This window comes from Ramlibacter albus (assembly GCF_014297445.1).
Taxonomy (GTDB): Bacteria; Pseudomonadota; Gammaproteobacteria; order Burkholderiales; family Burkholderiaceae_C; genus Ramlibacter; species Ramlibacter albus.
Map to the genome: position 1 here is coordinate 60,548 of NZ_JACORU010000011.1, position 26,438 is coordinate 86,985.

The 26,438-nt window shown below is 65.9% G+C and carries 25 protein-coding genes and 1 pseudogene; 18 read left to right on the plus strand and 8 right to left on the minus strand.

From position 1 onward, the window contains the following. The first annotated feature begins 178 nt into the window (after positions 1-178). Both H8R02_RS23760 and H8R02_RS23765 read left to right on the plus strand, forming a co-directional pair. A complete protein-coding gene (locus H8R02_RS23760) occupies positions 179-1,588 on the plus strand; it encodes an aminotransferase-like domain-containing protein (RefSeq protein WP_187083994.1) in 1,410 nt (469 codons plus the stop codon). 813 nt (positions 1,589-2,401) lie between these two features. Further along, positions 2,402-2,683 (plus strand): hypothetical protein, encoded by a 282-nt coding sequence (locus H8R02_RS23765; protein WP_187083995.1) that lies wholly within the window; start codon positions 2,402-2,404, stop codon positions 2,681-2,683. A 344-nt stretch (positions 2,684-3,027) separates the two neighbouring features. Here H8R02_RS23765 and H8R02_RS23770 read toward each other — a convergent pair whose 3' ends face one another. After that, a complete protein-coding gene (locus tag H8R02_RS23770) occupies positions 3,028-3,960 on the minus strand; it encodes a LysR family transcriptional regulator (protein WP_187083996.1) in 933 nt (310 codons plus the stop codon). 117 nt (positions 3,961-4,077) lie between these two features. Here H8R02_RS23770 and H8R02_RS23775 point away from each other — a divergent pair, with 117 nt between their 5' ends. From H8R02_RS23775 to sorB, 12 genes are all read left to right on the plus strand, one after another. Then, entirely contained in the window at positions 4,078-5,190 is a 1,113-nt protein-coding gene (locus tag H8R02_RS23775) for a YeiH family protein (protein WP_187083997.1), read from the plus strand. Positions 5,191-5,287: 97 nt separating this feature from the next. Beyond that, positions 5,288-6,322 (plus strand): beta-propeller fold lactonase family protein, encoded by a 1,035-nt coding sequence (locus tag H8R02_RS23780; protein ID WP_187083998.1) that lies wholly within the window; start codon positions 5,288-5,290, stop codon positions 6,320-6,322. A 417-nt stretch (positions 6,323-6,739) separates the two neighbouring features. Then, the gene (locus H8R02_RS23785; RefSeq protein WP_054018145.1) at positions 6,740-7,183 is read left to right on the plus strand and encodes a nuclear transport factor 2 family protein; all 444 of its coding nucleotides are present in this window, start codon (positions 6,740-6,742) and stop codon (positions 7,181-7,183) included. A gap of 69 nt (positions 7,184-7,252) precedes the next feature. After that, positions 7,253-7,615 carry a COG4315 family predicted lipoprotein gene (locus tag H8R02_RS23790; RefSeq protein ID WP_054018144.1) on the plus strand — a complete coding sequence of 121 codons (363 nt, stop codon included), beginning with the start codon at positions 7,253-7,255 and terminating at the stop codon, positions 7,613-7,615. 46 nt (positions 7,616-7,661) lie between these two features. After that, on the plus strand, positions 7,662-8,165 hold the full coding sequence (locus H8R02_RS23795; RefSeq protein WP_054018143.1) for an RNA polymerase sigma factor: 504 nt from the start codon (positions 7,662-7,664) through the stop codon (positions 8,163-8,165). Between the two features lie 19 nt (positions 8,166-8,184). Beyond that, entirely contained in the window at positions 8,185-9,099 is a 915-nt protein-coding gene (locus H8R02_RS23800) for an anti-sigma factor family protein (protein WP_187083999.1), read from the plus strand. Between the two features lie 170 nt (positions 9,100-9,269). After that, positions 9,270-10,673 (plus strand): YncE family protein, encoded by a 1,404-nt coding sequence (locus H8R02_RS23805; protein WP_187084000.1) that lies wholly within the window; start codon positions 9,270-9,272, stop codon positions 10,671-10,673. Further along, on the plus strand, positions 10,670-11,029 hold the full coding sequence (locus H8R02_RS23810) for a DUF305 domain-containing protein (RefSeq protein WP_187084001.1): 360 nt from the start codon (positions 10,670-10,672) through the stop codon (positions 11,027-11,029). The genes H8R02_RS23805 and H8R02_RS23810 overlap by 4 nt, the downstream gene beginning before the upstream one ends. Before the next feature lie 70 nt (positions 11,030-11,099). After that, entirely contained in the window at positions 11,100-11,654 is a 555-nt protein-coding gene (locus H8R02_RS23815) for an RNA polymerase sigma factor (RefSeq protein ID WP_187084137.1), read from the plus strand. Further along, positions 11,651-12,319 carry a hypothetical protein gene (locus tag H8R02_RS23820; RefSeq protein WP_255429521.1) on the plus strand — a complete coding sequence of 223 codons (669 nt, stop codon included), beginning with the start codon at positions 11,651-11,653 and terminating at the stop codon, positions 12,317-12,319. The genes H8R02_RS23815 and H8R02_RS23820 overlap by 4 nt, the downstream gene beginning before the upstream one ends. A gap of 23 nt (positions 12,320-12,342) precedes the next feature. Beyond that, positions 12,343-13,575, plus strand: coding sequence for a SorA family sulfite dehydrogenase catalytic subunit (gene sorA / locus H8R02_RS23825; protein ID WP_255429522.1), 1,233 nt, complete (start codon positions 12,343-12,345; stop codon positions 13,573-13,575). Between the two features lie 11 nt (positions 13,576-13,586). After that, positions 13,587-13,934: a SorB family sulfite dehydrogenase c-type cytochrome subunit gene (sorB, locus tag H8R02_RS23830; protein WP_187084002.1), complete on the plus strand. Its 348-nt coding sequence runs from the start codon at positions 13,587-13,589 to the stop codon at positions 13,932-13,934. A 135-nt stretch (positions 13,935-14,069) separates the two neighbouring features. Here sorB and H8R02_RS23835 read toward each other — a convergent pair whose 3' ends face one another. The 4 genes and pseudogenes from H8R02_RS23835 to H8R02_RS23850 form a co-directional block, all read right to left on the minus strand. Further along, entirely contained in the window at positions 14,070-14,396 is a 327-nt protein-coding gene (locus tag H8R02_RS23835; RefSeq protein WP_187084003.1) for a type II toxin-antitoxin system RelE/ParE family toxin, read from the minus strand. Next, on the minus strand, positions 14,393-14,644 hold the full coding sequence (locus H8R02_RS23840; protein WP_187084004.1) for a type II toxin-antitoxin system ParD family antitoxin: 252 nt from the start codon (positions 14,642-14,644) through the stop codon (positions 14,393-14,395). The genes H8R02_RS23835 and H8R02_RS23840 overlap by 4 nt, the downstream gene beginning before the upstream one ends. An 84-nt stretch (positions 14,645-14,728) precedes the next feature. Further along, positions 14,729-17,668 (minus strand): Tn3 family transposase, encoded by a 2,940-nt coding sequence (locus H8R02_RS23845; RefSeq protein WP_187084139.1) that lies wholly within the window; start codon positions 17,666-17,668, stop codon positions 14,729-14,731. A 159-nt stretch (positions 17,669-17,827) separates the two neighbouring features. Continuing rightward, positions 17,828-18,322: pseudogene (locus H8R02_RS23850) on the minus strand (IS110 family RNA-guided transposase); the annotation flags it as partial. Between the two features lie 941 nt (positions 18,323-19,263). Here H8R02_RS23850 and H8R02_RS23855 point away from each other — a divergent pair. Continuing rightward, a complete protein-coding gene (locus H8R02_RS23855) occupies positions 19,264-20,460 on the plus strand; it encodes an IS256 family transposase (protein WP_187084005.1) in 1,197 nt (398 codons plus the stop codon). A gap of 203 nt (positions 20,461-20,663) precedes the next feature. Here the strand turns inward: H8R02_RS23855 and H8R02_RS23860 are convergent, their stop codons facing one another. From H8R02_RS23860 to H8R02_RS23870, 3 genes are all read right to left on the minus strand, one after another. Beyond that, positions 20,664-21,008, minus strand: coding sequence for a hypothetical protein (locus H8R02_RS23860; RefSeq protein WP_187084006.1), 345 nt, complete (start codon positions 21,006-21,008; stop codon positions 20,664-20,666). A gap of 84 nt (positions 21,009-21,092) precedes the next feature. Beyond that, positions 21,093-21,401, minus strand: coding sequence for a hypothetical protein (locus tag H8R02_RS23865; protein ID WP_187084007.1), 309 nt, complete (start codon positions 21,399-21,401; stop codon positions 21,093-21,095). 11 nt (positions 21,402-21,412) lie between these two features. Beyond that, positions 21,413-22,465 carry a ParM/StbA family protein gene (locus H8R02_RS23870; RefSeq protein ID WP_187084008.1) on the minus strand — a complete coding sequence of 351 codons (1,053 nt, stop codon included), beginning with the start codon at positions 22,463-22,465 and terminating at the stop codon, positions 21,413-21,415. 1,258 nt (positions 22,466-23,723) lie between these two features. Here H8R02_RS23870 and H8R02_RS23875 point away from each other — a divergent pair. From H8R02_RS23875 to H8R02_RS30865, 3 genes are all read left to right on the plus strand, one after another. Further along, positions 23,724-25,271, plus strand: coding sequence for a tyrosine-type recombinase/integrase (locus H8R02_RS23875; protein WP_187084009.1), 1,548 nt, complete (start codon positions 23,724-23,726; stop codon positions 25,269-25,271). A gap of 116 nt (positions 25,272-25,387) precedes the next feature. After that, complete coding sequence (locus H8R02_RS30860; protein WP_187084010.1) at positions 25,388-26,005, plus strand: hypothetical protein; 618 nt, start codon at positions 25,388-25,390, stop codon at positions 26,003-26,005. Further along, complete coding sequence (locus H8R02_RS30865; RefSeq protein WP_187084011.1) at positions 26,002-26,406, plus strand: DUF6283 family protein; 405 nt, start codon at positions 26,002-26,004, stop codon at positions 26,404-26,406. Before H8R02_RS30860 ends, H8R02_RS30865 begins: the two co-directional genes overlap by 4 nt. Positions 26,407-26,438: the final 32 nt, after the last annotated feature.

Consider the following 26,438-nt stretch of genomic DNA (forward strand, 5'->3'; position numbering starts at 1 on the left):
CAATGAACTGTGCCAAACCAGCCGGGAAAATCCTAGGCTCAGTTCCGTGAAAAAAGTGCGTAGCAGATGCTCGTCACAGGGTGATTTGCCCAGTAGGTGGCAGCATTGCAGTACAGTAGTCAACCAAGCCGATAGGCCCATATCAGATGCATTCCGACTCTCCGACAACTGCACTGGTATGAAGCGCTACGAAGCTCTTGCACACAAGATGGCGGAGTCCATCGCCAGCGGTCAGCTTCGACCTGGTGACCGGGTGCAGTCGGTTCGTGAGGCGAGCCGCAGTCACGGCGTCAGCCCGTCGACTGTCTTTGAGGCGTACTACCTGCTCGAAGCCCGCGGGCTCATTGAGGCGAGGCCTCGTTCGGGCTACTTCGTGAGCCATGCCGCGACGAAGCAGGCGGAGCCCGACGCTTCGGCGCCGCACGCGGACGGGCGCCAAGTCGAGGTCTCCGAGTTGGTGTTTCAGGTCCTTGGACATGCCAAGAACAGAACGATGGCGCCGCTGGGGTCTGCGTTCCCGAGCCCGACCCTGTTCCCATTGCCGAAGCTCGCGCTTTCGCTCGGTAAAGCGCTGCGCCGTCTTGACCCGTGGCGAACAGTCGAAGACCTCTCACCAGGTAGCGCCGCTCTACGGCGGCAGATTGGTCTTCGGTACCTGGCAATGAGCTGCGGGGTCGACACGGAAGAGCTGGTCATCACCAACGGTGCGATGGAGGCTTTGAACCTCTGCTTGGAAGCGGTTACGAAGCCGGGAGACCTCGTCGCCGTCGAATCGCCGACCTTCTATGCAGCGCTGCAGGCGCTGGAGCGGCGCGGGCTTCGAGCTGTCGAAGTTGCGACTCATCCCCGCACCGGCGTAGACGTCAACGCGCTTGCGTCAGTTCTCGAGCGGCACCCGGTCAAGGCGTGCTGGTTCATGCCCAACTTCCAGAACCCGCTAGGGAGCCTGATGCCCGACAGCGCCAAGCAAAACCTGGTGGAGTTGCTGGCCAAGCATCAGGTCCCTCTCATCGAAGACGACGTCTATGGTGAGCTCTACTTCGGCAGCCAGAAGCCCAAGCCGGCGAAGGCATGGGACCGCGATGGGCTGGTTATGCACTGCAGCTCGTTTTCAAAGACCTTGGCGCCGGGGTACCGAGTTGGGTGGACAGCTGCCGGTCGCTTCACACAGGACGTCGCCAGACGCAAGCTGATGAGCTCGCTCGCGGCGCCGCTGCCCTCACAGGAGGGTCTGAACGAATACCTTCAGCATGGCGGCTACGACAGGCACCTGCGTCAACTGCGCGCGAAGCTGGCGAAGCAGCGGCATGTCGCGCTTCGTGGCATCGCCAAGTGTTTCCCTGCAGGAACCCGGGTGACTCAACCCGAAGGCGGCTACTTCGTGTGGGTGGAACTGCCGAAGTCGGTCGACGCCCTTGAGCTTCACCGCCTTGCGCTGTCTCACGACATCAGCCTCGCTCCCGGGCATCTTTTTTCAGCAGACCACCGCTACGAACACCACGTCCGCATCAACTTCGGTCACCCCGACGACGGCAAGTTCGAGGCGGCGCTGAAGACAGTCGGTGCGATTGCGAAGGCTCTTGTATAGGGGGCTGGTCAGCGTTCCGGCATTGCCATGGGTCTGACAAACACTATCGGAACTGCCAGAACGTCAGAGATTGTGCGCTCCTCAGCGGAACGCGGGGATTTTCGAGCAACTGCACTGAGTGAAGCACGTTGGCAAGCAAGGCTGAGTGCAAGCCCGTCACTTGGGGGGTACTTGAGCACGTCGAACGGTGCCGGGTCACATCTCTTGCGCAGTATCGTCAAGGCGATGACGATGAGTCATGCCTGAACATGACACTGGCATATGGCACAGGTGCTATACGAGGTGCACTCGTGTACTGCCAACACGGGGCTGGAAGCTCACTCACTGAACCGTGCTGGGGGCTGCGTGCGTCATGCCAGGCTTCTGATCGAAATCAGGCCGGGCTGGTGAGCGCAGGGCGCGTCACGACGCAGAGGTCGTGGTCGGCGCATGCGAGGAGGGGCCACGACACGGGGTCATGGCCGGCTCCTGGTTTCGGATCCGGATGGATCTGAATCGGCCCGGCACACGGAGGTGCCGGACAGGACACAAGGCAGGTAACGACTACGACGCCAGCTGGGCCGGACTTCAGGGCGACAGTAGCCACCATGAAGGCTGAGCAGACGCGATGTCCGCAGGAAGCCGGGTCAGTATGGGACGGGGTCCCTCGGTCGGCAACAGGTCCGAGGTCTCTTCGTGGCAATGCCCGCCCAAGCGACCGGCTCGGCCAACGCTTGGGAGGGCAGTTGAATCCGAGTCCTCCACGTCGATGGCCCGGAATGCGTCGCCGCCCGCTTGCAGGGCGTGCAGGTCGGCAGTCGGTTCGTATAGTGGGTGGATCAAGACCTCCAGCAGACCGGCTCCGCACTGTCCATGACCGTCGAGCGCTATGCCTTCACTGACTGCGAAGCAACCACGGCGGCTGGGGTGCCGCTGCGCATTCCTGCTGGCGTTCACCACGTCGAGCGGCGATCGCTGGTGTTCCGCGTGCGCCTGGGTGGCCGCGAGCTCGATCTGACCCTGGCCGAGTGGGAACGCCTGCTGCACGCGGGCTGTGTCGGGCCGGTTGTCGCCGCCGCTGATCCACCGGGGACCGGCGAAACCCATCCTGGGTGAAACACGCGAGGTGGCGAAGGCAGACTGGAACGTCTATGCGAGAGCGCTGGTCGCCGGACCCCGGCGACCACGGCAGTTGTGCTGCTGGAGTGGGCCAGCGACGTGGCGATGAGTGTCTACACAGCGGCCCTACACAAGTACCCGGACTCGGCCACAAGCAGTCGGTGGGTGGTGCGCCCGAAAGCGGTCTGTCCTGACATGCTGCCCGGGCTTCACTTTCCAGGAGCGGCTTATCGAGTCACTGCCTCGATCAGGGCAGGTTGGCAAAGCGCACGTCGGCCCTTGGTGATGAGTAACCGCGTGTTCCGAAGGCCCGACGCTCTACATTTCAAGTGGGCCGTACATCAGCGGGTAGCCTCGGCAGTTGCAGATGCCCGGGCGATGAACGCCAGCAAAGCGGGCGTTGACTGTTTCTGGCAATGAACGACCAGATGACATTGCCGAAGTTGCCGCGGTAAGGTCGTAGCGATGCGGCACAGGCGCCCGGCCTCCAGCGCGTCGTTCACGACCCAGGTGGACAGGCAAGCGACACCCAGCCCTTCCTGCGCGGCACGCTGGATGGCTTCCGAACTGCCCAGCTCGATGCTGCGCCTGTAAGAGCTCAGATGGGGCAGCAGGCTCTGGTCTGTGGCCTCCCGCGTGCCCGAGCCCGATTCGCGAACCAGCCAAACCGCCTCACGCAGGGTGCGCAGGGGTACACGCTCGCCTGCCGCGCTCGAGCGTGCCAGCGCACTGTCGGGTGCAGCCACGACCACCATCTCGTCCAGTAGCCATGGCGTGACCACCAGCGCTGGCTGGTGACAGGGACCCTCGATCAGCCCCACGTCGAGTTCGAAGGCGGCCACGGCATCGCAGATGGCCGCCGTGTTTCCGATCACGACTTTCGATCGCCAGGCGGTGGCGCTGCCGGGCTGCTGCGCCCCCATGAAGCCGGCGAGCAGCCTGGGCAGCACATAGTTGCCGATCGTCGTGCTGGCGCCGATGCGCAGAGACTGCGCCTGCGCGCTGCCGTCGCGCGACATCTGCTCGATGCCGGCCGCACCGTCCAGCAAAGCCAGTGCCCGTGGCAACAAGGCCCGACCACTGTCGTTCAGCAGCAGGCGCTTGCCGGCGCGGTCGAACAGGCGCAGTGACAACAAGCGCTCCAGTTCATTGACCGCCGAACTGGTGGCCGATTGCGAGAGCGCGATCTCGGCGCTGGCCGCCGTGGTGCTGCCGCTGCGGGCCACCGCCACGAAGATCTGCAGCTGGCGCAACGTGAGCCGCAGTACGTCCATCGGGGTTGCCTTTCTTTAGCGATCGGATCGGTTGATCTTACGCAGATAACCCGTTGGACCGATCGCAGGCCAAGTCCGAGACTCGCCTTGGTTTCCTCCTCTTGCCTGAATACCTGCATGAACACCACCGCACTTCGACGCACCACCGAGTCTGCAGCCGCAACGCCGCGCGCCTGGCCCCGCCTGCTTCCCGGCCTGGCCCTGAGCGGCGCGCTGGCCGCTGCTGGCGTGGCGCTGGGCCGCATCGGCTGGCTGCAGGATCACGGCTTCAGCGCGCTGACGCTGGCCATCGTGTTGGGAATGATCGTCGGCAATACGGTCTATCCGCTGGTCCCGCGCCTGGCTGCTGCCAGCGGTGCCGGCGTCAACGTCTCCAAGCAGAACCTGCTGCGCCTGGGCGTGGTGCTGTACGGGCTGCGGCTGACGGTGCAGGACATCGGCCATGTCGGCATCGCCGGCGTCGCCATCGACGCATTGGTGCTGGGCTCGACCTTCGCGCTGGCCTGCTTCATCGGCACGCGTTGGTTGGGCCTGGATCGCAAGACGGCGATGCTGATCGGCGCCGGCAGCTCCATCTGCGGCGCCGCCGCGGTGATGGCTGCCGAGCCAGTGGTCAAGGCGCGCGCCGAGCAGGTGACGGTGGCCGTGGCCACGGTGGTGGTGTTCGGCACCTTGGCGATCTTCCTGTACCCGGCGCTGTTCGAACTGAACCAGCACTGGGCGCTGATTCCGGGCGGCGCCAACGGCTTCGGCATCTACGCCGGCTCAACCATTCACGAGGTGGCCCAGGTGGTGGCCGCGGCGCGCTCGGTGGGCCCGGACGCAGCCAACTCGGCCGTTATCGCGAAGATGGTGCGGGTCATGATGCTCGCACCCTTCCTGGTGATGCTGTCGGCCTGGCTGGCGCGCGACGAAAAACGCCACGCCAACACGTCAGCCGCAATCGACCAGGCCAAAGGCAAGCTCGCCGTGCCCTGGTTTGCCTTCGGCTTCGTCGCGGTGGTGTTGTTCAACTCGCTGCAGTGGCTGCCGGCCTCGGTGGTGGCGGTGACGACTGAGATCGACACCGCACTGCTGGCCATGGCCATGGCCGCGCTTGGCCTGGCCACACACCTCGGCGCTATCCGCACGGCCGGTGCCAAGCCGCTGCTGCTGGCGCTGATCCTGTTCGGCTGGCTGATCGTCGGCGGTGCTTTGATCAACCGCTGGGTGCCGGCCCTGCTGGGCTGAAGCCTCGAACTCACGGCCCAACGGAATACGCAGCCGGCATTCAACGTCCACCAGAGCAAGCCTGTTTCCCTTTTCATCCCTTCACGAAAGACATCCCATGCATACCTTCTTCCGCACCACCGCGCTTGCCTTGTGCAGCAGCTTCGTCCTCGTGGTGGCCAGCCTGCCTGCAGGCGCCGCCGAAGCCGCCCCGGCCCGCGTCACCTTCGACGGCCAGATCCGCAACAACTCGCTGGCACTGAGCCCCGACGAGTCCACCGCCGTCGTGTCCTACAGCGAACGGCCCGATCTCATCGTTTACGACCTGGTCACCGGCGCCGTGCGCGGTGTGCTGCGCGGCTACGTCACGCCGCGCAACATCGTCTTCGCGCCCGATGGCAAGAGCTTCTATGTCTCCGACAGCAGCCTGGGCACGGTGACGCGCCTGGACACGGCCACGCTCAAGCCGCTCGCCACCGCGTCGACACTGGCCGCCGGCCCCGGCGCCTTCGGCACCGCGCTCAGCAAGGACGGCAGTTCGCTGTATGTCAACAACCAGGCCAGCAGCACGGTGACGCGTCTGGACACCGCCAGCGGGCAGGCCAAGGCCGTGATCACCGGCTTTGCGCAGCCGCGCCAGGGCGTGCGCCTGAGCCCGGATGGCACCAAGCTCTACGTCACCAACTTCCTGGGCGACAAGGTCACCATCGTCGACACGCAGACCGACAAGATCGAGGGCGAGATTACGGGCTTCAACAAGATTCGCGCCATCTCGGTCACCGCCGACGGCAAGACCCTGTTCGCGGCCAACAGCGGCAGCAACGACATCGCGGTGGTGGACATCGGCGCACGCCGCGTCACCGGCACCGTGCCGGTGGGGCGCGACCCCTACGGCGCCGCGCTCACGCCGGACGGCCGCTTCGTCTACTCGGGCAACCTGGCCGACAACACGGTGTCGGTGATCGACGTCGCCACGTTGAAGGTGGTCGCCACCATCGCCGGCTTCAAGCAGCCGCGCCAGGCCATCGTCTTCACGCGCGACGGCCAGACAGCCTACGTGCTGAACGAGGACCTGAGCATCTCCAAGGTCGAGCGCGCCGGGCAGCGCATCGTCGCCACGTTGGCCGCACCGCAGGCGGTGGCAGCGTACTGAATCGCCGGCCCACGGCCCAGGATGAAGCGCCTGAGCCGGCGTCCGCTGATCAGCGTGACTCCGCGCTCAATGCACCTGGAAACGTCGGTCGCGGCACCGGCCGCATCCGCCCTCGCTGGAGGGTGTGGAGCCCATCGACACAGGCGCCCCGGCCATGGCGCAAGGCCAAGCACTTTCAAAGCTTGCGCAAGCGGTGGAACGCTGCCCCGCGGTGCTTTATTCCAGTGGCCGCTGAACATCCACGGGCGGCGTGCCGCGCCCCGGGATGGCGGCAGCGGTGAAGGGGTGAAGGATTTTTTGCGTGGATCGGAATAGACCGCACACAGGTTCCGTCTGCCCTTGTGTCGGGACCTCACAGACCCTTCATCGACCACCGATCACCCCTCAGTTCACATCAAACCCTCAACGGAGCCCACCATGTTCAAGAGCCTCGCCCGCACTTTCACCTTCGCCGCTACCGCCCTGACCCTTGCCGCCGGCAGCGCCTTCGCCGCCCCTTCCGACGACGCCCGCACGCACTTCCAGGCCATCGCTTCGGGCGACACGCAGATCGTGATGCGCGGCTACGCCGACCAGGCCCAGCTGAACTGGGTCGGCGGCCCGCTGGACGGCACCTACGCCACCACCGACGCCATCCGCGGCACCTGGGAAAAGTTCGGCAAGGCCGTCGGCCCGCTGAAACTCACCATCGGCTCAATCGAAGAGTCGGCCAACCCCAAGGGCGCCACCGTCTCGGCCAACGTCGTCTTCGAAGGCAAGATGCCCATCAAGGTGCGTTACGTGCTGACCTACCGCGAAGGCAAGATCGTCAGCGAAACCTGGCAGATCGACCCCAAGCTGGCAGTGGCTGCGGCTTACTGAGCCACCCGCTCAGCCCATCAGCACTCTACCCAGGACGCCCCCATGAAACATCTCCCCACCTTGGCCGCGATGCTCATCGCCACGGCTTCCTTCGCGGCGCCGCCGACGAGCGCCATGGCGGCCGACGTGCCGGCCAAGCTCGCCAACGGCGTGCTCGTCGACGCCAAGGGCATGACGCTCTACACCTTCGATAAGGACATGGCCAGCAGTGGCAAGAGCGCCTGCAACGGCCCCTGCGCGACGCTGTGGCCGCCCGCGATGGCCGCCGCCAGCGACCAGCCCGCCGGTTCGTACACGATCGTCGTTCGCGACGACGGCTCGCGCCAGTGGGCCTACAAGGGCAAGCCGGTCTACACCTACCAGGCCGACCAGAAGCCCGGCGACCGCGCTGGCGACAACTTCAAAGACGTCTGGCACATCATCAAGGAATGACCTCTGTCGACGATCCACACCCAGCCCCGCACGCCGCGAGCCGCCGATGCAAGACGACTCCAACCTGCTGAGCTGGGTGCCGCGCCTGCGCCGCTATTCCCGGGCGCTGGTGAACAACCATGAAGATGCCGACGACCTGGTGCAGGACACGCTGGAGCGGGCCTGGGCCAAGTCGGGCCTGTGGGGCGGCGTGGCCGATATGCGCGCCTGGCTCTTCAGCATCATGCACAACCTGCACGCCGATGGCGTGCGCCGGCCCAGGCTGCACACCGTGACCATGGACGACGACACCCCCGAGGTGCCGGTGGCGCCGACGCAAGGTGACAGGCTGGCGGTGCTGGACCTGCAGGCCGCGCTGGACCTGCTGCCCGTCGAGCAGAAGGAAGTGCTGCTGCTGGTGGCGCTGGAAGACATGGCCTACGCCGACGTGGCGCAGGCCCTGGGCATTCCTATCGGCACGGTGATGTCGCGCTTGTCGCGCGGCCGTGAACGCCTTCGCGGCCTGATGGAAGGCCGCGCCGAGCCCGTGCGGCTGAAGGTCGTCAAATGACAGCACAACGAAGCACCCCATGAGCACCGATCGCCCCCCACCGCCCACCCCCCCGGTCACCGACGCCGACTTGCATGCGTTCGTCGATGGCCAACTGCCCGCAGAGCGCCAGACCGCGATCGCTGCTTTCCTGGCCGCGCGTCCCGACGACGCGCAGCGCGTCGAGGCCTACCGCGCGCAGAAGCGAGAACTGCACGCACTGTTCGACCCGGTGCTGGACGAGCAACCGCCTCAGCGCCTGCTCAAGTCGGCGGGCCCACGCGCCGTGTCGCCGACGCCCTGGTACCTGCAGCGCCTGGCTGCCGGGCTCGCCATCGCCGTGATCAGCGGCGCCACCGGTTGGGGGCTGCGTGGTGTCGGGCCTGGCGCCGGTGCCGGTGTGGGCGGTGCCGATGCGGCCCGCACGGCGGCCGTGCAACAGGCCCCGGGTGGTTTGACCTTGGTGTCTGCCGGCGGCTTTGCGCAGCGTGCCGCCGTCGCGCACGCCGTCTACAGCCCCGATGTGCGGCGGCCCGTGGAAGTGGACGCGGCGCACGAAGACCAACTCGTGGCCTGGCTGTCCAAGCGCATGGGGGCGCCCATGAAGCCGCCGCACCTGCAGAGCCAGGGCTACACGCTGGAAGGCGGGCGCCTGCTGCCCGGCGGGCAGGGGCCGGTGGCGCAATTCATGTACCGCAATGAACTCGGCAGCAAGCTGACGCTGTACGTGTCCAACGATGTCGCTGACCTGGGAAGCGCCGCAGGGCCGGGCGGCGCTGCGAAGCCGGGCGCGAAGAATGCCGACACCGCCTTCCGCTTTGCGCAGGAAGGCGCCGTCAACGTGTTCTATTGGGTCGACGGACCCTTCGGCTACGCGCTGTCGTCCGATGCCGACCGCAGCGTGCTGGCGCGGGTGTCGACCGAGGTCTACCAGCAGCTGGGTGCCCCGCGCTAAAGGCGACAGCAAGTCCCGCGGCGCAGGTGGTTTGCACCGCCATGGAATGAAACGCCCTGCGGCGCGCTCTTGGCTGCGAGCGCCTGACGCACCGACACCGCCCGTCGTTGGGTGCGACGTCACGCGTCACACGCCGCCGTCCACCTTTGCACTGAACACAGAAAGCACCCATGAGCACACAACGTCGCGACATCCTCAAATACTCGCTGGCCGCCGCTGCAGCCAGCGCGCTTCCCGCAGTGCAAGCACAGGTGCCAGCCGCACCCGGCATCGGATCAGGTACTGGAGCAGGCCCCGGCATCGACCCGCGCGACCGCGTCTTCATCACCAACGAAGACTCCAACACCCTGGTGGTGATCGATCCCAAGACGAACACCGTCGAGAGCACGATCAACCTGACCGGCTTCGACGAAGACCCGCGGCCGCCCTTCCGCTACGTCACCGCCGGCGTGGCGCCGACGCACGCGGCGATGATCCACAAGCCGCTGTACCACGGCTGCATCGACGCCCACGGCGCCGTGCCCTCGCCCGACGGCCGGCTGCTGGCCACCAGCGGGCGCGGCTCGAGCAACATCTACCTGATCGACGCCGAGCAGCGCCGCGTCATCGGCAACACGCCCAACCCGGCAGCCGGCCCGACCACCAACCCCGAGCGGCTGAGCAGCGGCCTGCTGCTGGGCCGCGAACCGCACGAGCCCACCTTCACGCGCAATGGCAAGGAGCTGTGGGTGACGCTGCGCGGTGAAGACCGCATCGCCATCCTCGACGTCGACCGCGCGGTGCGCCAGTTGAAGGGCGCCGACAGCCCGGGCTCGACGGCCGTGCGCCAGTTCCTGCCGACGCTGAACGGCCCGGCGCAGGTGTGGTTCAACCGCGAAGGCACGCTGGCCTTCGTGGCCAGCCAGAAGGTGTCGCAGGCCGACGTGTTCCGCGTCAACCCGGGCGCCGACGGCCACAGCCAGCCGCAGCGCGTGACGACCCTGGACATCAGCGCGCAGGACAAGCCTGGCTTCACGCCCTTCATGAAGACCACGCCCGACGGCGCCGAGGTGTGGTTCTCGCACAAGCTGGCCGATGCGGTGTCGTGCCGCTCGACGCAGGGCGGCTTCGACCTCATCGACAGCGTGCCGCTGGGCATGGGCGCGCGGCCCAACCACGTCGAGTTCGTCAGCAACGCGCGCGGCAGCGTGGTCTACGCCAGCCTGGCGCGCATCGACGATGGCGGGCCTGGCGGCGTGGCGTCCAGCCCCATCGCCATCATCGACCGCAGCGCGCCGGCCGGCCAGCGCAAGGTGGTGGGCACCTTCTTCAGCCACGGCCGCGAGTCGCACGGGCTGTGGACCAACCCCGAGAACACGCTGCTCTACGTGGCACACGAACAGGACGAACTGCCGGGCACGCCCAACGCCGGCCAGACGGTGTGCAGCGCCTTCGACGTCAGCGAACCGCTCAAGCCGGTCTTCATCGCGCAGATTCCGCTGGGCAACCTGGCGCTGCCTTCGGGCGCATTGCGCAACAAGAAGAGCATCAACCTCGTCTACGTGCGCGTCGGGGCGAAGGGGCAAACCGCATGAAGGGCATGAAGGGCATGAAGGGCATGAACGCCGGGGACGGCAGCGCCTTCGAGCGCGAGATGGATGCATCGATGATGCGCATGATGCAAGACATGCACGGCCCGGGCTATGTGGGCCAGGCCGACATCGACTTCCTGGCGATGATGATTCCGCACCACGCCGGCGCCATCGACATGGCGCGGCTGGTGCTGCAGCACGGCCGCGACCCCGCCACGCGGCAACTGGCCGAAGAGATCATCGCCGGCCAGACCATCGAGATCGAGAGCATGACGCGGCGGCTGGCGGCCTTGCGCAAGCAATCGGGCGCGGGCTCGGCGGCCGAATTCCCCTCACTGGGTGGCACGCGGGGGCCTTGATTGCCGGGCTCAGGGTAAGCACCGACGATGGCCGTGGAATGAACCCCAGCGCTGGCCGCTCTTGATCACCATGCTCTTCCAGTCTGCCGAGTCCCGCTACAACCAATGGGTGCGTGAGCACTACAGGTTCCTGCTGCGCAGCGCCTGGGCGCTGACGGGCTCGCGGGCCATCGCCGAAGACGTGGTGCAGGACTGCTTCGCCAATGCCTGGAAGCACCGAGAACAGTTGCGCGATGCGGCCTTGGCACGAGCCTGGCTGTTCCAGATCATGCGTCGCGCCGTCTTTCGCCAGGCTGCACCGAGCATGCAGTCACTGGACGACGAAGAGCTGCCCGATCAGGTTGCGCCCGACGCAGGGCTGGACGACAAGCTGGATGTGGTCAAAGCACTCGCAAGGCTGGCGCCCATCCACCGCGAGGTGCTGGTGCTGTTCTATTTCGACGACATGCCCACCGCGCAAATGGCCGAAGCGCTGGAGATCGCGCCCGGCACGGTGCTGTCGCGCCTGGCTCGTGCGCGCGACGCGCTGAAGCTGGCGATGGGCGTGCCCTTGCAGGCCACCACCCAAGCGTCCGATGTCGCCACAGGCGCCCGCGTGACGCCGCTGCGCAAGGCCCGGCCATGAAGCCCGCAGCCCCCTTTGGCGAACCCGAAGACAGCGCCTTCGATCTGCGCGCACGGGCCGAACTGGCGCTGGCCTTCGAGGCCACCGACGCTCCACCCCAGCTCTACCGCCGGCCGCAGCCGCTGCTGGCGCGGCGGGCCTTCCAGCGCGCCGTGCTGGGCCTGCTGCTGGCCGGCAGCGGCAGCGGCGCGGTGTTGGCCATGCGCCCGCCCGCGCTGGTGCGCGGCGCCATCGAACACGAATACAACGAGCGCACGCTGCGCGGCAGCTTCATGGACGCTGCGCCGCTGTTGCAGCACCTGGGCCTGGCGTCGCAAAAGGCCGTGCCTGGCTTCCCGCAGCTGATGCGGCCCTGCGACATCGACGGCCACCTCGTCTACCACCTCACCACCTTCTTCGAGAAGGGCGGCATGGTCACCGTGTTCGCCTTCGACGCGCCGATGGCGATGCAGGAAGGCAGCGGCTGGTGGGGCAACGTCTACTGGCAGGTCGTCACCTCGCGCGACGGCAAGCCCCTGGTGCTGGTGTCGCAGCAGAAGCGGGCGCTGGCCGTGGCCCGGGCCAGCTTCGGTGCGACCGCCGCTGTGCCCCACGTTACTTCCCAGCTGACGCCCCAGCGCACCCCCAATCCCCCCCGGGAAACGCCACGCAGCGCCCCCGGCTGAACCCATCACCCCGAGGAGACACGATGAACGACAAGCTCTCGATGAACCGCCTGCGCCGCAGGTTGCTGGCCGGCGGCGCCGGCGCGTTGGCCACCGCCGGCCTGGGCACGCTGAGCCGGGGCGCCTGGGCGCAAGGCACGACCGAGCTGCCGTTTGTCAACGGCCAGCGCAAGCTGGTGGCCTACCCCGAGAAGCGCCCGCTGATCGTGCTGACCTCGCGCCCGCCGCAACTGGAAACGCCGTTCGAGGTCTTCAACGAAGGTGTGATCACGCCCAACGATGCCTTCTTTGTGCGTTACCACAACGCTGGTCTGCCCGGCGAAATCGACGCCGACCAGCACGTCATCAAGATCGGCGGCAGCGGCGTCGGCAAGCCCTACGCGCTGACGATGGCGGCGCTGAAGTCCGACTTCAAGCCGGTCGAGGTGGTGGCCGTCAACCAGTGCTCGGGCAACAGCCGCGGCTTCTTCAACCCGCGCGTCACCGGGGGCCAGTTGGCCAACGGGGCGATGGGCAATGCGCGTTGGCTCGGCGTGCCGCTGAAGGACGTGCTGGCGCGTGCCGAGCCGAAGAACTCCGCGCGCGAGGTGACCTTCAACGGCCTGGACATCGCCCTCTTCGGCGGTGGCGATTTCGTCAAGGCGCTGCAGATGAACCACGCCATGGACGGCGAGGTGATGCTGGCTTACCAGATGAACGGCGCCGACATTCCGATGCTCAACGGCTACCCGGTGAAGCTGATCGTGCCGGGCTACTACGGCACCTACTGGGTCAAGCACCTGTCGGAGATCGAAGTCGTCGAGCAGCCCTTCGAAGGCTTCTGGATGAAGCCCGCCTACCGCGTGCCCGACAACGATTGCGCCTGCGTCGAGCCCGGAACCACCCCGTCGGCCACGCGGCCCATCGGCCGCTTCAACGTGCGCTCGTTCATCACCTCGGTGGCCGACGGTGGGCGGCTGCGCGCCGGCCAGCAGACCGTGGTGCGCGGCATCGCCTTCGACGGCGGCCAGGGCGTGCGAGAGGTGGCGTATTCCACCGACGGCGGCCAGAGCTGGCGCGGCGCCATGCTGGGCGCCGACCTGGGCCGCTACTCGTTCCGCGAATTCACCTTCGGCTTCACTCCGGAGAAGGGCAGCCACGACCTGCGCGTGCGGGCCTGGAACCGATCTGGCCAGAGCCAGCCGATGGAGGCGCTGTGGCAGCCTGCGGGCTACATGCGCAACGTCGTCGAGTCCGTCAAAGTCACCGCCATCTGAAGGGTCCGAGCATGAAACGCAACAATTTCGTGCCCGCGCTGGCCGCTCTCGCCTTCGCTGTCGCCACCCTGGTCGCCAGCCCCGCGGCGCTGGCCGCACCGAAACGCATTGAACTGCCGGCCGATGGCGTGGTGCTCAAGCCCAGCGCGCTGCCGGGCTACGCCAAGGCCCAGGCCATTTGCGCTGCCTGCCATTCGGCCGAGTACATGCAGTACCAGCCGCCCACCGCACCGCGCGCCTACTGGGATGCGATGGCCAAGCGCATGAAGGTGGTGTTCAAGGCGCCGATTGCCGACGACGACATCCCGCTCATCGTCGATTACCTCGTCAAGACATACGGCAACGAGCAATCCCGGTAGGGAGGTGCGAAGGTCCGCTTTGCCCGATGACGATTGTCGGCATTGGGTCGATTCGAGTCGACCGTCCCGGCGATCTGCTTGCCGTAGACCGGTCGTTGACCACGGCCCCGTGTCGAATCGAAGCAAGCGGCGGCGTCAGTTCGAGCCGAACTCGCCGCCCAGGATCGCGACGATGTCCTGGCGCTCACCGAGCAGCCGCACCACGTCCAGATGGTTCCCTCGCTCGAAGTAGCACCACACCAGCGGAAACTTGCCCACCCGCCACGTCCTCAGCCCTGGTATTTCAAGCAAGTTCCCCAGCCTCGGCGAGCCCATGCGCGGTTCGAGTTCAACCTGATCGAGCGCCTGGTTCGTGGCCTTAGCCACCTTCATCGCCAGGCGGGTGCCGCCTTCCTTTCGGTAGTACCGGACCTCGCCCTGCTGGTCGCGCAGCGCCTGCGGGCGCAGAACCGCCGGCTTCAATCGATCTCGCCGCGAGCGATCGCCAGCAGTTCCTTCTCGTCGGCCTTGGTGCGACGCCGACCGGGCCCGGACGCCAGCCCTTCTTCGATGAGGTTGCGCAGCCGCTGCTTGGCCTGTTCTTCCTGGTCGCGCCGGACCAGGTCGCGGATGTACTCGCTGGTGTTGCCGTAGTTGCCGGCGGCGACCCGGTTGTCGATGTACTCACGCATCGACTCGGGCAAGGCGAAACTCATGGTCTGGCGGCTCATGTCGCAATCTTGGGTTGTTTGACAACGGTTGTCAACACGTACTGCCAGCCTGCACCCTCACAGCTCAGCGATTGCAGACGCCGGTCACGATGCCGCCCGAGATGCCTGGCTCGACGCACGCTCGATCAGCGCGGCAGCGAACTTCTCGACCCCGAACCTCATCGTGCCGCGGAAGTTGATGTGCGAGAAGTGCGCTGGTCCGATGCGGCGAAGCCAGTCGTCTTCCACCTCGATCTTGTCCCGCCTGAGCCGCTCGACCACCTCGTGCATCCGAGCAGTGTTCCAGGCCAGCACGATGTTCGTCAGCAGTGCGTGCGAGCCAGAAATCGCCTTCATCTCGTCGCGCCGCCGGCCGCGCTCGGGCGCCACCTTGCCGGAGTACACCGCGCGCTGAAGCTGATGCACCGACTCGCCGCGGTTCAGCAGGGTGTGGATCTCGCGCCGGAAGTCCTCGATGGCGATGTAGTCGCACAGAAACACGGTGCGCAGCAACCTGCCCAGGTGCTCTGCGGCCCGGTGCAGCGGATCACCCTGGGCTGCCGACCCGAAACGCTGCAACGCCAGCGTCGCGGAGACACGGCCGGACCGGATCGACGCCGCCAGGCGCAGCAGTTCGTCCCAACCGCGCTCGATGGCGGCCATGGAAACCCGCCTTATGGTGACGGCCTCCAGGCCCTCGGGAACGGTGAAGCCTCGCGGCAGGTAGAGCCTTCTCTCGGCCAGGTCCCGCAGCCGTGGACACAGATCGAAGCCAAGCAGCTTGGCGATGGCCATCGCGGGGTTCGTGTAGCCATGGGTGTCGACCGCGAGCAAGGAGATCCGGATCCGATCCGCCGCGCTGTTGTGCTGCTCGATGCCTTCGATGGCGACACCGGCCTGCCGCTCGTTCAGCACGATCGGTTGGTCGTACACGATGCCCCATCGGTCACGCACGTGGGTGTACAGGCCGGCGGCATAGGTGCGCCTGCGTGGATCGACACGGGCGTTCCACAGGTGGCGGGAGGCGTCCAGCGACATCATGTCGGCCGAGGCCTTGTCACCGTCGCCCCAGAGAGCCGCGATCGGGATCCTGCTCTGGAACTCGGCCACGCGCTCGTTGGCGCGTCGCAGCCGTCCGCCGCCCTCCAGCGCACGCATGGCCACCGTGACCTGCGCTGGCTCGAGCCCGGGGATCATCGAGGCGACGCCCCTGGCGTCGGCATCGGTGCCATGAGCCAGCAGGGCGCCGTACAGAGCCACGAGCTCGCCCGGGGACTGCGCGCGGTGGCCCAGCAGCGCTTCGCTGTACCCGGTGGCGGCATCCACCTCCAGCAACAGGTCCGGGAACTGCACGCTGCCGATGAACTTGTAGATGGTCTCGAGGGTGCGGACCGGCTCGGATTGATCGGCCAGTGACGTCATCGCCGGCAGGTGCAGCATGCCGTCGGCACGGATCTCGATCTTGCCGCGTCGCTGCGCCTCGGCCACGGCGGACATGCCGGCCACGAGGTTGGCCAGCAAGGGCTCCAGGAACTCGGCCGCCGACGTGGGCATCCCGAGCAGCTCGACCTGTTCGTCGCGCTGCACAGCCCATTGCGCCGGCGGGATGAGCATCTGGTCTCGCTCGCGGAAGCTCAACGAGTGGTCCAGCCAGACGCTGCCGCGACGCAGGCTCTTGCGCAGCGACATCATCGTGCAGGCCTCGTATGCCCGGTACCCCGAGCGGGGGTCGAGGTCCCGCACCAGCCCATGCCAGGCTGCGCCCACATCTGGGAGCGCGACGTCTTCCTTCATCTCGGTCGCCCCAACGCGCTGCAGTTCTGCCCACGCCTTCCACTGCTCGAATCCCGGATCCCCCTCCCGCCCACCGAACTCCAGATCCTTCAGTGCCGCCAGGCAGGCGTGCACGCGCTGGCCGTCTTCGGTCAGAGCCTTGCGCACCTGCGATACGAAGCTGCCGCCTGCGGTCTCGGCCAGTTCAGCGAGGAGTTCCCTGGCCTCGATGACGCGGGATTGCCAGGTCTTGGATTCGTCGTGGAGAACGGCTCGCGCCTTGGCAGCTTGCTGCACGAGGCTCGTCGTGCTACGAGCACGGTTCGACTGGGCCTTATCCGCTGCCTCGCGGAACAGTTGCTGGCTGCGTCGGCTGGACTGCAGCAGCGCCACGTCGGTGAGTTCGAGCAGGGTCACCCGCAGGAAGCAGACCAGCTCGATCAGCTGGCGCGACGGCTTGATGTCCCGCGTCTTCACGGGGCGCCGGGCCTGGACTTGTCGGGCGTAGGCCTGCTGCTTGGCCAGCGATACGGCACTCAGATTCCAGTCGTGGACGCCGAGCGCTTTCAGGTAGCGGACCTTCTCGAGGGTCTCGGCAAGCGTGCTGGGGCCGTGGCGCTTCGGCGGCGTCTTCAGCCACTCCAGGTGCGTGCCGTCGCCGTTCGGTCGGGCGCTGTAGGCAGAGTCGATCACCTTGCTGGCGGCGCCAGGCGGCACGGCAGCGTTCACGTCTCTGAGGATCTGGGCCTCAACCGCTGCGAAGGCTCCTCTGGCCCAGTCCTGCAGGCGGCGTGCGCCGGGGATCAGGATGCGACGCGTGAACAACCACTGGCAGGCCGATTGAACGAGGTCATCGGAGTGGGAGGCGTCGGCGGCCTGAGCCAACAGCGTGGCTGTCAGCGCGGCATCGTCGTCGGACTCAAGTTCGCGCAGGCCGAGGTAAGTCTTGGCCCAGAGCTGGTGCTTCGAAAGCGTCTGCCGGCGCTTGTAGATCGAACGCAGGCTGGCGATGGACGGCTGAGAGACCGCCAGGGCCTCGGCAGTCTTGCGCAGGAGCGTGCGAGGCAGTACGTTGAAGCCGTCCAGCGGTCGGCCGGCCACGCGCATGAACAGCAGCATCAGCGCCGCCGGCAGGCGATGGTCGCTGCGGAACTGCGCCCGGATGGCCACAACGTCATCCGAGAGCAGCGTGAAGAACTGCTCCAGGTCGAAATCGCTCAGGCGAGGCGGCAGGGCCTCCTGACCGACGAAACGAAGGGCGAACGCGGGCATGGCATCGGGCAAAAACGGGTCGGCAGCCAATGTACGCCTGCGGTCGCCGCTGGCTCAGTGGCTCCGGCCTTTGGGAGCGGAGGCATCGCACGGAAAGCCGCATGGATGCTGGGGTTCAGGCGAATGCGCACCAATCTGCACGAAAAGTACGACTACCCCGATGAGGTCTGGTACGCGCTGGGCGATATACGCAATGCCCTGAGGCACGATGAGCCCATACTCACCGAGCAGACCGCGGATCTGGTTCGCCTGAGCGGTTCTGCCCTTGACGAAGCCCTGGCGCACACGGTGCAGCGACAGGACCGCCTGCTGTTCGATGTTCTTGATCGGCACGAAGCGCATCGAGGGTCGAGCAACGGCCTCGCAGATTGCCTCGGCGTCAGCCGCATCGTTCTTGTTGCTCTTCACGTAGGGCTTGACGAACTGCGGTGCCATCAGCCGAACGGTGTGCCCCAACGCCTGCAGCTTTCGCGCCCAGTGATGCGCGCCGGAACACGCCTCCATGCCGATCAAGCAGGCGGGCAAATTGGCGAAGAACTCGGCGACCTGGTCGCGCTTGAGCTGCTTACGCAGTTCGACCTTGCCGTGTCGGTTCACGCCGTGAACCTGGAAGACGTTCTTGGCCAGATCGAGGCCAACTGTCGTAATCTGCATGGTGGACGCTCCTTCCGGATCGAGTGGTTGCTGACACCTCCACTCTGGCACATCGCGATGCCGCTATCGGGTGGGGGCGTCCATCCCATTGCTTACCCTGCGGGAGCAGGGCGGCTACTTCAATCGATTGCGCGCTCAGGTGGCAGGCGATGGTGGGCACGTGGTCACTCGATTCGGCGAGCAACTCGATCAGCTACGGCTAGACATCGAGGAGCAACGGCTGGAAGTCGTCAACCGCGCTCACGACGCGTCCGACAGCCAAGTGCTAATGTTGAGATTCATCCCCTACATCAAGGGACGGCCTCGCCTTGCGGCTACACCTGATCGGGAGGCGGCAGACGGCGAGACCGCCGGACCGCCTGCTTGGCGGTGCCGCCACTCCACTCCGCAGATGCGCGAACTCAGCGAGCTGAGTGCGATTTTCGCGACACCTGCAGAGGGTGGCACCTACATCCCCGGCGACCCCGCCACCATGCCAAAGATCTTTGAAGTAGCGAGAGAACGCGGCGTTCCCAAAGACCGCGCACGGCAGTACCAAATCATCCTCTGCGGCCTACAGGTGGGTGGTCGGCCGAGAAATCCGGATCACCCCGTCGCTCGCACGCGCGGGCGCCGCACGTAGATCAGGCCGCGCAGAACCCTCTGACCTTTTACTTGTAGGGCCAGAAACTGTGAGTCTTGTTGTCGCACGCCGGTTCGACAAGCATCAGAGCGGTTGACCACTCGAATGTCACCGATGGCTTCTGACCCTCCGCAGTTTCTGAATCGGCGACGTTGATGTCCCCGGGAGTGGTGTAAGTTTTTAATGTTTTCAAGGCGCGAAGGGCGTAGCCCGAAGCGCCTGGAGAGCAGAGGTCATTCCTTGAACGGGGGTGGCCATCGTGATTCCGGATAGGGTTGAGGTGCGAATACCAACCTTGATCCTTGCAAAGGAAACCACGATGACCACCGCTACTATCGCATTGACCGAACTGGCCGAGAAGGGAGCCGACATCGACGTGCTGCGCCAGATGGTGCAGTTCATGGCCCAGCGGCTGATGGAGCTCGACGTCGAGGGGCGCTGCGGCGCCAGCTACGACGAGAAGAACCCCGAGAGGCTGAACAGCCGCAACGGCTACCGCGAGCGCACCTGGGACACGCGCGCCGGCAGCGTGGAGCTGAAGATCCCCAAGCTGCGCCAGGGCAGCTACTTCCCCGAATTCCTGGAGCCGCGGCGCACGGCGGAGAAAGCCCTCACCGCGGTGATCCAGGAAGCCTACGTGCAAGGCATCTCCACCCGCTCGGTGGACGATCTGGTCAAGGCGCTGGGGATGAGTGGGGTCTCCAAGAGCCAGGTGAGTCGCCTGTGCGGCGAACTGGACGAGCGCGTGGGCGCGTTCCTGAACCGCCCGATCGAGGGCGACTGGCCGTACCTGTGGATCGACGCGACCTACGTGAAGACGCGCGAGGCCGGGCGCATCGTGAGCGTGGCCGTAATAGTGGCTGTGGGAGTGAACATCGAAGGCCAGCGCGAGGTGCTCGGGCTGAAGGTCGGAGCCAGCGAAGCCGAGCCGTTCTGGACCGAGTTCCTGCGAAGCCTCAACCGCCGGGGCCTGCGCGGGGTGAAGCTGGTGATCAGCGACAGCCACGAGGGCATCAAGGCGGCCGCCTCGAAGGTGCTGAAGGCCACCTGGCAACGCTGCCGGGTGCACTTCATGCGCAACGCACTGGCGCACGCGGGCAAGACGCAGCGGCGCATGGTGTCGGCCGCCATCGGAACGGTGTTCGTTCAAGACTCCGCCGATGCGGCGCGAGCGCAGTGGCGATCGGTGGCCGATCAACTGCGCGGCAAGTTCCCCAAGCTGGGAGCGCTGATGGACGAGGCGGAGAACGACGTGCTCGCCTTCATGACATTCCCCCGGGCGCATTGGGCGCAGATCTACAGCACCAATCCGCTGGAGCGCTTGAACGCCGAGATCAAGCGGCGCACCAACGTCGTGGGCATCTTCCCCAATGACGCATCGATCGTGCGGCTCGTGGGCGCGATGATGCTCGAGCAAAACGACGAGTGGAGTTTGAACCGCCGCTACATGCAACTTGAGGGCCTGCAAACCCTGAGCGATACTGCGCCCACTCGGCTGCCCGCTGTGGCTCGCTGAGTGACGTGCATCTCAGCTCTGTCCGGGCTGTGAACTTACACCACGTCATGGGACACAACCTTGGCTCCCTGCAAGATCACCAACTGAGTGTCGGCACTCGACCGCAGCCGCGTCGGGCGCCAACACACCTCAGTGCGACTGTTGTCGAAGGGAATTTGGCGCGGTGGTTGTTACGGCCCCCCGTGGAGAGAGGAAGGAGCCGATTACGTGTTGGCGCCCGCGCGCCAATCCGGTAACGCAGCACCCTTTTGGACTGCCCGAGTCATCGCCAGAACCAGACCGAGATAGCGGGCGCGCTCCCGCAAGGTCGTGGGACGCGTCCACTCACGCAGGCCGAGGCGGTCAACCATCTGCTCCAGCATCGCGTCCAGTTCGGGAGCGTCACGCCAGACCGGAACTTGCAGGTTCGGTTCGCTCCTGCGCAACTGCTCCTTCAGGAGGTCGCGGCCGTAGACCGCCTTCAGCAGCCAATGCGGCTCGCGCTCGGTCGCCGGATGCTGGCGGAACATTTCTGCGGGCGTCAGGTCGAGTTCAACGATGTGCGGCATGGATTTCTCCCCGTGTCTAGTGTCTCAAGCTTCTCACGTCTCTCCCTCCCGTCAAGACCTGTCAGGAGACCTCGCATGCCTTTTTCAATGCAACCCGGAGCCGAGCCCTTCGGGCACCGCGAAGTCACCAGCTTGCCATGCAGTCGACTCGACGACTGGCTCCGGAACTACCTCGGCGCGTGGAACCGCTGGCGCAACAGTCGACGGCACGCCGGCATGAACTGCCTGTCCCGTGAGAAAGGTCGCGCCAATGCGGGCGGCCACCGCGAGCTCCCTGGCCCGGGCGCCCTCTGGCAGCGACTGCAGCCAGCTCCAGGCGGGCTCCATGCCTTCATCGATCGTGATGCGGTGCTGCACTCGTTTCAACGGCAAGGCGCGACGACGTTTGACCACTGTGTCGCTCCTCAGGCGGCGCCTTGCCGGTGCATGATCTCGCCGATCACCTGAAAGCCGCGAACGTTGGAGTAGATCGGATCCTTGTCGATCTTCACGCCGGCAGCGATCGACGGGTTCTGCTTCCGAAGAAACTCCCCGAATACGTTCGCGCCTCCACCGGTCACCAGGATTTGGTCCATGGTGTCGATCCGCCCGGCGACAGAGATCATTTTCGCGATGCACTCATGCAGCACCGCGTCGATGGTCTTCCGATAGTTCGCGAGCATGAAGGTCTTCTGGCCAACTTTGAAGGACTCGGCATTGGCGCGGATTGCCGCATCCACCCGTTCGACCACGGAGTGGTCGTTCAGCCACTCCGGCTCGATCAGCTTGATTACAGCGCTCGCGCACGCGAGCATGCCCTTCGGATAAGCCCCAGCTCGCTGCCACAGCGCCTGTCGGCCTTTCGTGACGAACCAGTCGAACGTCCCACCGCCAGCGTCGAGTACGAGGGACATCGCGTTGGCCAAGTCCGTCGATGAGCCCCAATGAACCACCGCACCCTGCGGTTGCGGCACCACGCGGACGCTCTCGACGGTGATTCGCCGCTCGATTTGCCCGTTGCGGCCGATCAGGTGTTCGCCGCGCATGCGCTGCGCCAGGCGCTCGTGAAACTTCGCGTAGGTGTTGCAAGGCAGCCCCACGACGAGCAGGTTGATGGCCAGCTCGTCCGCCTTTTCGTCGATGGCCATGTAGTGGAGGGCGCCCCGCGCCATCGCCAGATACTTGTCCGTCGTGCAGTAGTCCTCGCCGAAGGCTCGCGGCTCGTCGGGCGACACGTAGACGCCGGCCCCGCGGCCGACGAAGTAGTTCACGCCTGCGATTGACACCCAGCATCCGTCGGCCGTCGTCTTCGTTTCGTTTTCGACGCCGCGGCTAGTTTCCTGACGCGGCGCCAAGGACTGGAACATGGCCGCCTTGATCTCGTTGCCAGTGCGCTCGCCGAGCGTGTACTTGGTGTTGAAGTAGCCGACGTCGATCGCGCGGACGTCGACTTCGGCGCTTGTCGAATCTCGTTTCATGAACTCTCCGTGTAGACAGCACAAACTCGTGCGTCGCGAATTCTGTGGATCGACAGCTGCGACGGCAAACGATGGCGTCCACTTGCCTGCAAATCAGAGTCCGCATAGGGCCCAATGCAGGCTCTACAAACGCGGTGCGAGCACATCGTGAGTCCGCATAGGGCCCATTGCAAGCTTCAAGTTCGCGGCCGCGTGTGCGGCACCAGCTGCGTCGCAAAGGACTGCTGGGCATCACGCCTCGCGATTAGAAAGGGCTGGGGCGAACCTGGTCTGCTGCGTCTTCGCGCGTTCTCCACTACGATGCGCGCACCTGCTTTTCCCTGATCTCCAGGGGTCCATACGTGGTGCTGTGGATAGGCCAAATTCCGGTTTCTCATCCCATACTGAGTGAAGCCAAGAACCAGCAACGACGCGGGTTGCAGCTATATCGTCACACCCTGCCGCCCTACTCACGGGCGCGTGGGGAACTGGGGATCAAGGTGCTGCGGATGACGAGTTGCTCACAGGTGGACGTGATCGTTTGCCTGGACGGCGACACCGCAACAGAATTCGCACCGTGTTCTTCCTCCGGGAAGCTCGAAGGCAAAATGCCTTCCAACCCCGCAGCATTGCGGCAACCCGCCTGTACAGGCAGCCCTGAACGCGTTGTGCGTTCTTGAAGCCAGACCCGAAAGGGCTGGAAGCGGTGTCTCCTTTCCGAGGAGGCGCCCGCAGCAAACTCATCCTAGGCCCAGACCGGGCCTGTCACCGGCGATGTTCCCGCTACGGGGAGCTGCCGCGTGTGGACGCGTCTTCGACGCATGGCAAAGCTTCTTACCTCACCACGTTCCTCGCCCTTTCCGGTGGCAGTCGACCAAAGTTGTCGACGCTGCGCCGGCCGTCGCGTAGGAACTTGGAGCGCCCGCGAAGTCCGGGCGTGAGGTCGAGATATCTGGATTGGCTGCACTGACGCAGTCGATCCCGGGATGGCCCCCCTTGAGGCCCCGGCAGTTTGCGCTGTCCGGTCAACCCCCCTGGTGCCACTTCACGTGCCAGGGTGCTTCCCACGCCAAGGGAAGTGTCACGCGGTGTTCGCCCCCCGCATATGTGGCAGGAGAGTTTGCTCACGTTCAGGCGCCTCATCGACTTCGCAGTACCCGCAGTTAGCCAGTCCGCTCCGTAGCCCGCTTCGTTTCGCGCATGCCAATGCGGATGCCCCCGCGTCCTCATCGGCACGCGCGACCGCGCGTGATCCCAGTAACGAGACCAAAGGACTTTCATGCAATCTGTACCCAACCCGCAACCCAATCCAGGCACCGGTAAAACCGTCGCGCCCGACGTTGCGGACCTCTTCGCCTCGCAAGGCAGCGCCATCCCGACCAGCGAGGATGACATCGTTCTTCCCAATGCCCGCGAGGTGAACCGCGCCGAACGCGCCCGACGCCAAGCCGAGAAAGCACAGACCGCTTCGAGGAAGGCTGGTGAAGGCATCTTCAAACGCACGCTCGATGCGGTGTGCAAGAAGCATGCTGGCGATCCGCTAAAGCAGGTGGCAGCTTTCCTCGGCCAAGTCCAGATACCGTCTGGCACCGGCAACAAGCGCACGATCGGCGAAATGACATTGACCCACTACGGCAAGGTACTCGGTCAATCGATCGGGGAGTTGTACAGCGCGCGCATGCCCATCCAGAACCTGTCCGAGTTCGGGCAGAAGCACATGCTGGCCCTGATCCGGCTGTGGTTGAAGCGCCCGGACACGGTCGACACCATCAAATGGCGCGTGAGCATCTGGAGGCGAACCCTCACACTGACCGGGAAGCCGAAAGCGATTCCCAGCGGCCGCGCCTGGTCGGAAATCCTTCGCCAAAACGGGCTCAGCGGTGCGAATGTGAGCCGGGCAACCATCCCCGACCTTCCGAAAGGCTGGCGCGACCTCGGGGTGGACCCGAAACCCCTTATTGACGCCATCCGCGACGAAGAACCCGTCGTCGGTGCGCAGCTGGACATGATGCTCGCGTTCGGGCTGCGAGTGAACGAGTCGGTGCAGATCGAGCCCGCCGACTCGGACGCAGACGTCCACCTCTCGGTGCATCGCGGCACGAAGGGAGGCAAACGCCGCAAGGTCAAGTTCAGCGACGATCCCGAGAAGGCGGAATGGCAACGCCGCGTGCTGGCAAACGCCAAAGCGCTTGCTGCAAAGCATCCCAAACGAAGACTCGCCATCCGGGGCCTGACGCTCAAGCAAATGAAGGAACGCCAGCGGTATCTCGTGCGCAAGTACGGCGCGTCCAAAAGCGTGCTGGGCATCACTCCGCACGGCCTGCGCCACCAGTTCGGCACGGACCTGTTCAAGGATTTGACCGGCATGCCGGCACCGGTGCTCGGACTCTTGCCGAAGGCCGCCTATGACGCGCGGGTCGAAGACGTTCGAAATGCCTACCTCGAGATCTCGCGTCAGATGGGACACGAGCGCCCCAGCATCTCCAGCGCCTATGTCTCCACGCCCACGCACGTCGGCAAGCTCGAAATCAAGCGGCTGCACACCTGGCTCACCCAGCTGGGAGACGGCGCCGGCGAAGCGTTCCGCACGGCTGGCGCGACCGAGGCGTGGCTGGTGGGAAGTTGCGCAGATGGCTTGCCGGTGCTCGACGGCGATGCAATGCAGATTGCCGTACGCTTCGGTGACGTGGACCTCACCCTGTCGGCGCTCGCAGAACGCATCGGCGAGCTGCGTAAGGTGATCGAGCAAACCGTGAACCTCAACGTCAGCGTCACCTGCTGGGCGGAGGCTCACCGTCCAGTGGACGGCGCAGAAATCAACTTCTGAGCCACACCGGGCCCGGCGCCGCCAGCGACGCTCGACATGCCAGTTGGGCGGGTTGCGGCAGCCGGGTCGCCGGGTATTCTTCCTGTATGGGAATGCAATTCGCTACAGGAGCTACCGTGGGGACAGGCGAGGATCGGTTCTGGCAGGAGGTCGGCAACCAGCTGAACCCGGGCTGGCAAATCCACCTTGGGCCGGGCGGCGTTCAGGTTCCGCTCGCCTCGCAGGACACGTTCCTCTACCTGTTCGACACGGCCACAATGTGGATCACCGGTGGCGCGACCCTCTCCTCCGAAATGCTCCGCGCGCGGCGCGAGCTCCAGAAGCTCAAGATGACGCCGGCACAGGTTGCCGGGCTCGCCGCAGAACCCATCCTCGAGTGCAGTCAGGCGCAGCTCACCGGGGACCATCCCAAAGTCCGGCTCGCCATGACGGCGGCTGTCTGTTCGGTCACCGCCACCGGCACCTGGTCGGCCGTGATGGACCGCATCGGCAGCCCCGCTGGCCACTGGATTTGGATGGTGTATCGCCTTCAGGACGGCGAGTCGCTGGGTCGGCCAGTGTTCAGCCAGGGCCCGCGCGTCTTCATGCAGGAGCCGGACCTGCACCGGGCGCTGCGCACAGCACTGGCCAGCGATCTCGGCAACCCGAATTCGTCGGTGAGCCAGATGGTGCGCAAGGGCGGCGGAGCCGTCTTACACCCGACGCTGCAGCAGTGGCTCGCGGAAAGCCGGTGAGGAAGGTCACGCGCATCCGCGCCGCGGGCCCTGATCACCAGGTGGTCACAGCCGAGGGCGGGCAGGGCGGCTATCGGCGCAAGCCGTGTCCGGGATGTCCGTGGCGCGTCGAGAACGACGGCAGCTTTCCGGCGGAGGCGTTTCGCCACAGCGCGGAGACGGCCTACGACCTGAGCACGCATGTGTTCGCCTGCCATGAGTCCGGTGTCGAGAGGCCACACACCTGCGCAGGCTTCCTTCTGCGGGGAGCAGACCACAACCTCGCGGTGCGTCTCGGGCTTCGGTCAGGTCGGTTCGGATCCGACGTGCGCGAAGACGGCGGAGCGATGGCGATCGCCAACGGCGTGCCCGCCGATGACCCGGTCCTTGCACCTTGCCGCGAAGGCCGCTCCTGCCGGTAGCACCAGAAGGCGTTCTTCCTGCCAGGTGAAAT

Coding starts and splice junctions, on each gene's coding strand:
- H8R02_RS23760 (WP_187083994.1), top strand. CDS start 179: ATGAAGCGCTACGAAGCTCTTGCACACAAGATGGCGGAGTCCATCGCC.
- H8R02_RS23770 (WP_187083996.1), bottom strand. CDS start 3,960: ATGGACGTACTGCGGCTCACGTTGCGCCAGCTGCAGATCTTCGTGGCG.
- H8R02_RS23775 (WP_187083997.1), top strand. CDS start 4,078: ATGAACACCACCGCACTTCGACGCACCACCGAGTCTGCAGCCGCAACG.
- H8R02_RS23780 (WP_187083998.1), top strand. CDS start 5,288: ATGCATACCTTCTTCCGCACCACCGCGCTTGCCTTGTGCAGCAGCTTC.
- H8R02_RS23785 (WP_054018145.1), top strand. CDS start 6,740: ATGTTCAAGAGCCTCGCCCGCACTTTCACCTTCGCCGCTACCGCCCTG.
- H8R02_RS23790 (WP_054018144.1), top strand. CDS start 7,253: ATGCTCATCGCCACGGCTTCCTTCGCGGCGCCGCCGACGAGCGCCATG.
- H8R02_RS23795 (WP_054018143.1), top strand. CDS start 7,662: ATGCAAGACGACTCCAACCTGCTGAGCTGGGTGCCGCGCCTGCGCCGC.
- H8R02_RS23800 (WP_187083999.1), top strand. CDS start 8,185: ATGAGCACCGATCGCCCCCCACCGCCCACCCCCCCGGTCACCGACGCC.
- H8R02_RS23805 (WP_187084000.1), top strand. CDS start 9,270: ATGAGCACACAACGTCGCGACATCCTCAAATACTCGCTGGCCGCCGCT.
- H8R02_RS23810 (WP_187084001.1), top strand. CDS start 10,670: ATGAAGGGCATGAAGGGCATGAAGGGCATGAACGCCGGGGACGGCAGC.
- H8R02_RS23815 (WP_187084137.1), top strand. CDS start 11,100: ATGCTCTTCCAGTCTGCCGAGTCCCGCTACAACCAATGGGTGCGTGAG.
- H8R02_RS23820 (WP_255429521.1), top strand. CDS start 11,651: ATGAAGCCCGCAGCCCCCTTTGGCGAACCCGAAGACAGCGCCTTCGAT.
- sorA (WP_255429522.1), top strand. CDS start 12,343: ATGAACGACAAGCTCTCGATGAACCGCCTGCGCCGCAGGTTGCTGGCC.
- sorB (WP_187084002.1), top strand. CDS start 13,587: ATGAAACGCAACAATTTCGTGCCCGCGCTGGCCGCTCTCGCCTTCGCT.
- H8R02_RS23840 (WP_187084004.1), bottom strand. CDS start 14,644: ATGAGCCGCCAGACCATGAGTTTCGCCTTGCCCGAGTCGATGCGTGAG.
- H8R02_RS23845 (WP_187084139.1), bottom strand. CDS start 17,668: ATGCCCGCGTTCGCCCTTCGTTTCGTCGGTCAGGAGGCCCTGCCGCCT.
- H8R02_RS23855 (WP_187084005.1), top strand. CDS start 19,264: ATGACCACCGCTACTATCGCATTGACCGAACTGGCCGAGAAGGGAGCC.
- H8R02_RS23860 (WP_187084006.1), bottom strand. CDS start 21,008: ATGCCGCACATCGTTGAACTCGACCTGACGCCCGCAGAAATGTTCCGC.
- H8R02_RS23870 (WP_187084008.1), bottom strand. CDS start 22,465: ATGAAACGAGATTCGACAAGCGCCGAAGTCGACGTCCGCGCGATCGAC.
- H8R02_RS23875 (WP_187084009.1), top strand. CDS start 23,724: ATGCAATCTGTACCCAACCCGCAACCCAATCCAGGCACCGGTAAAACC.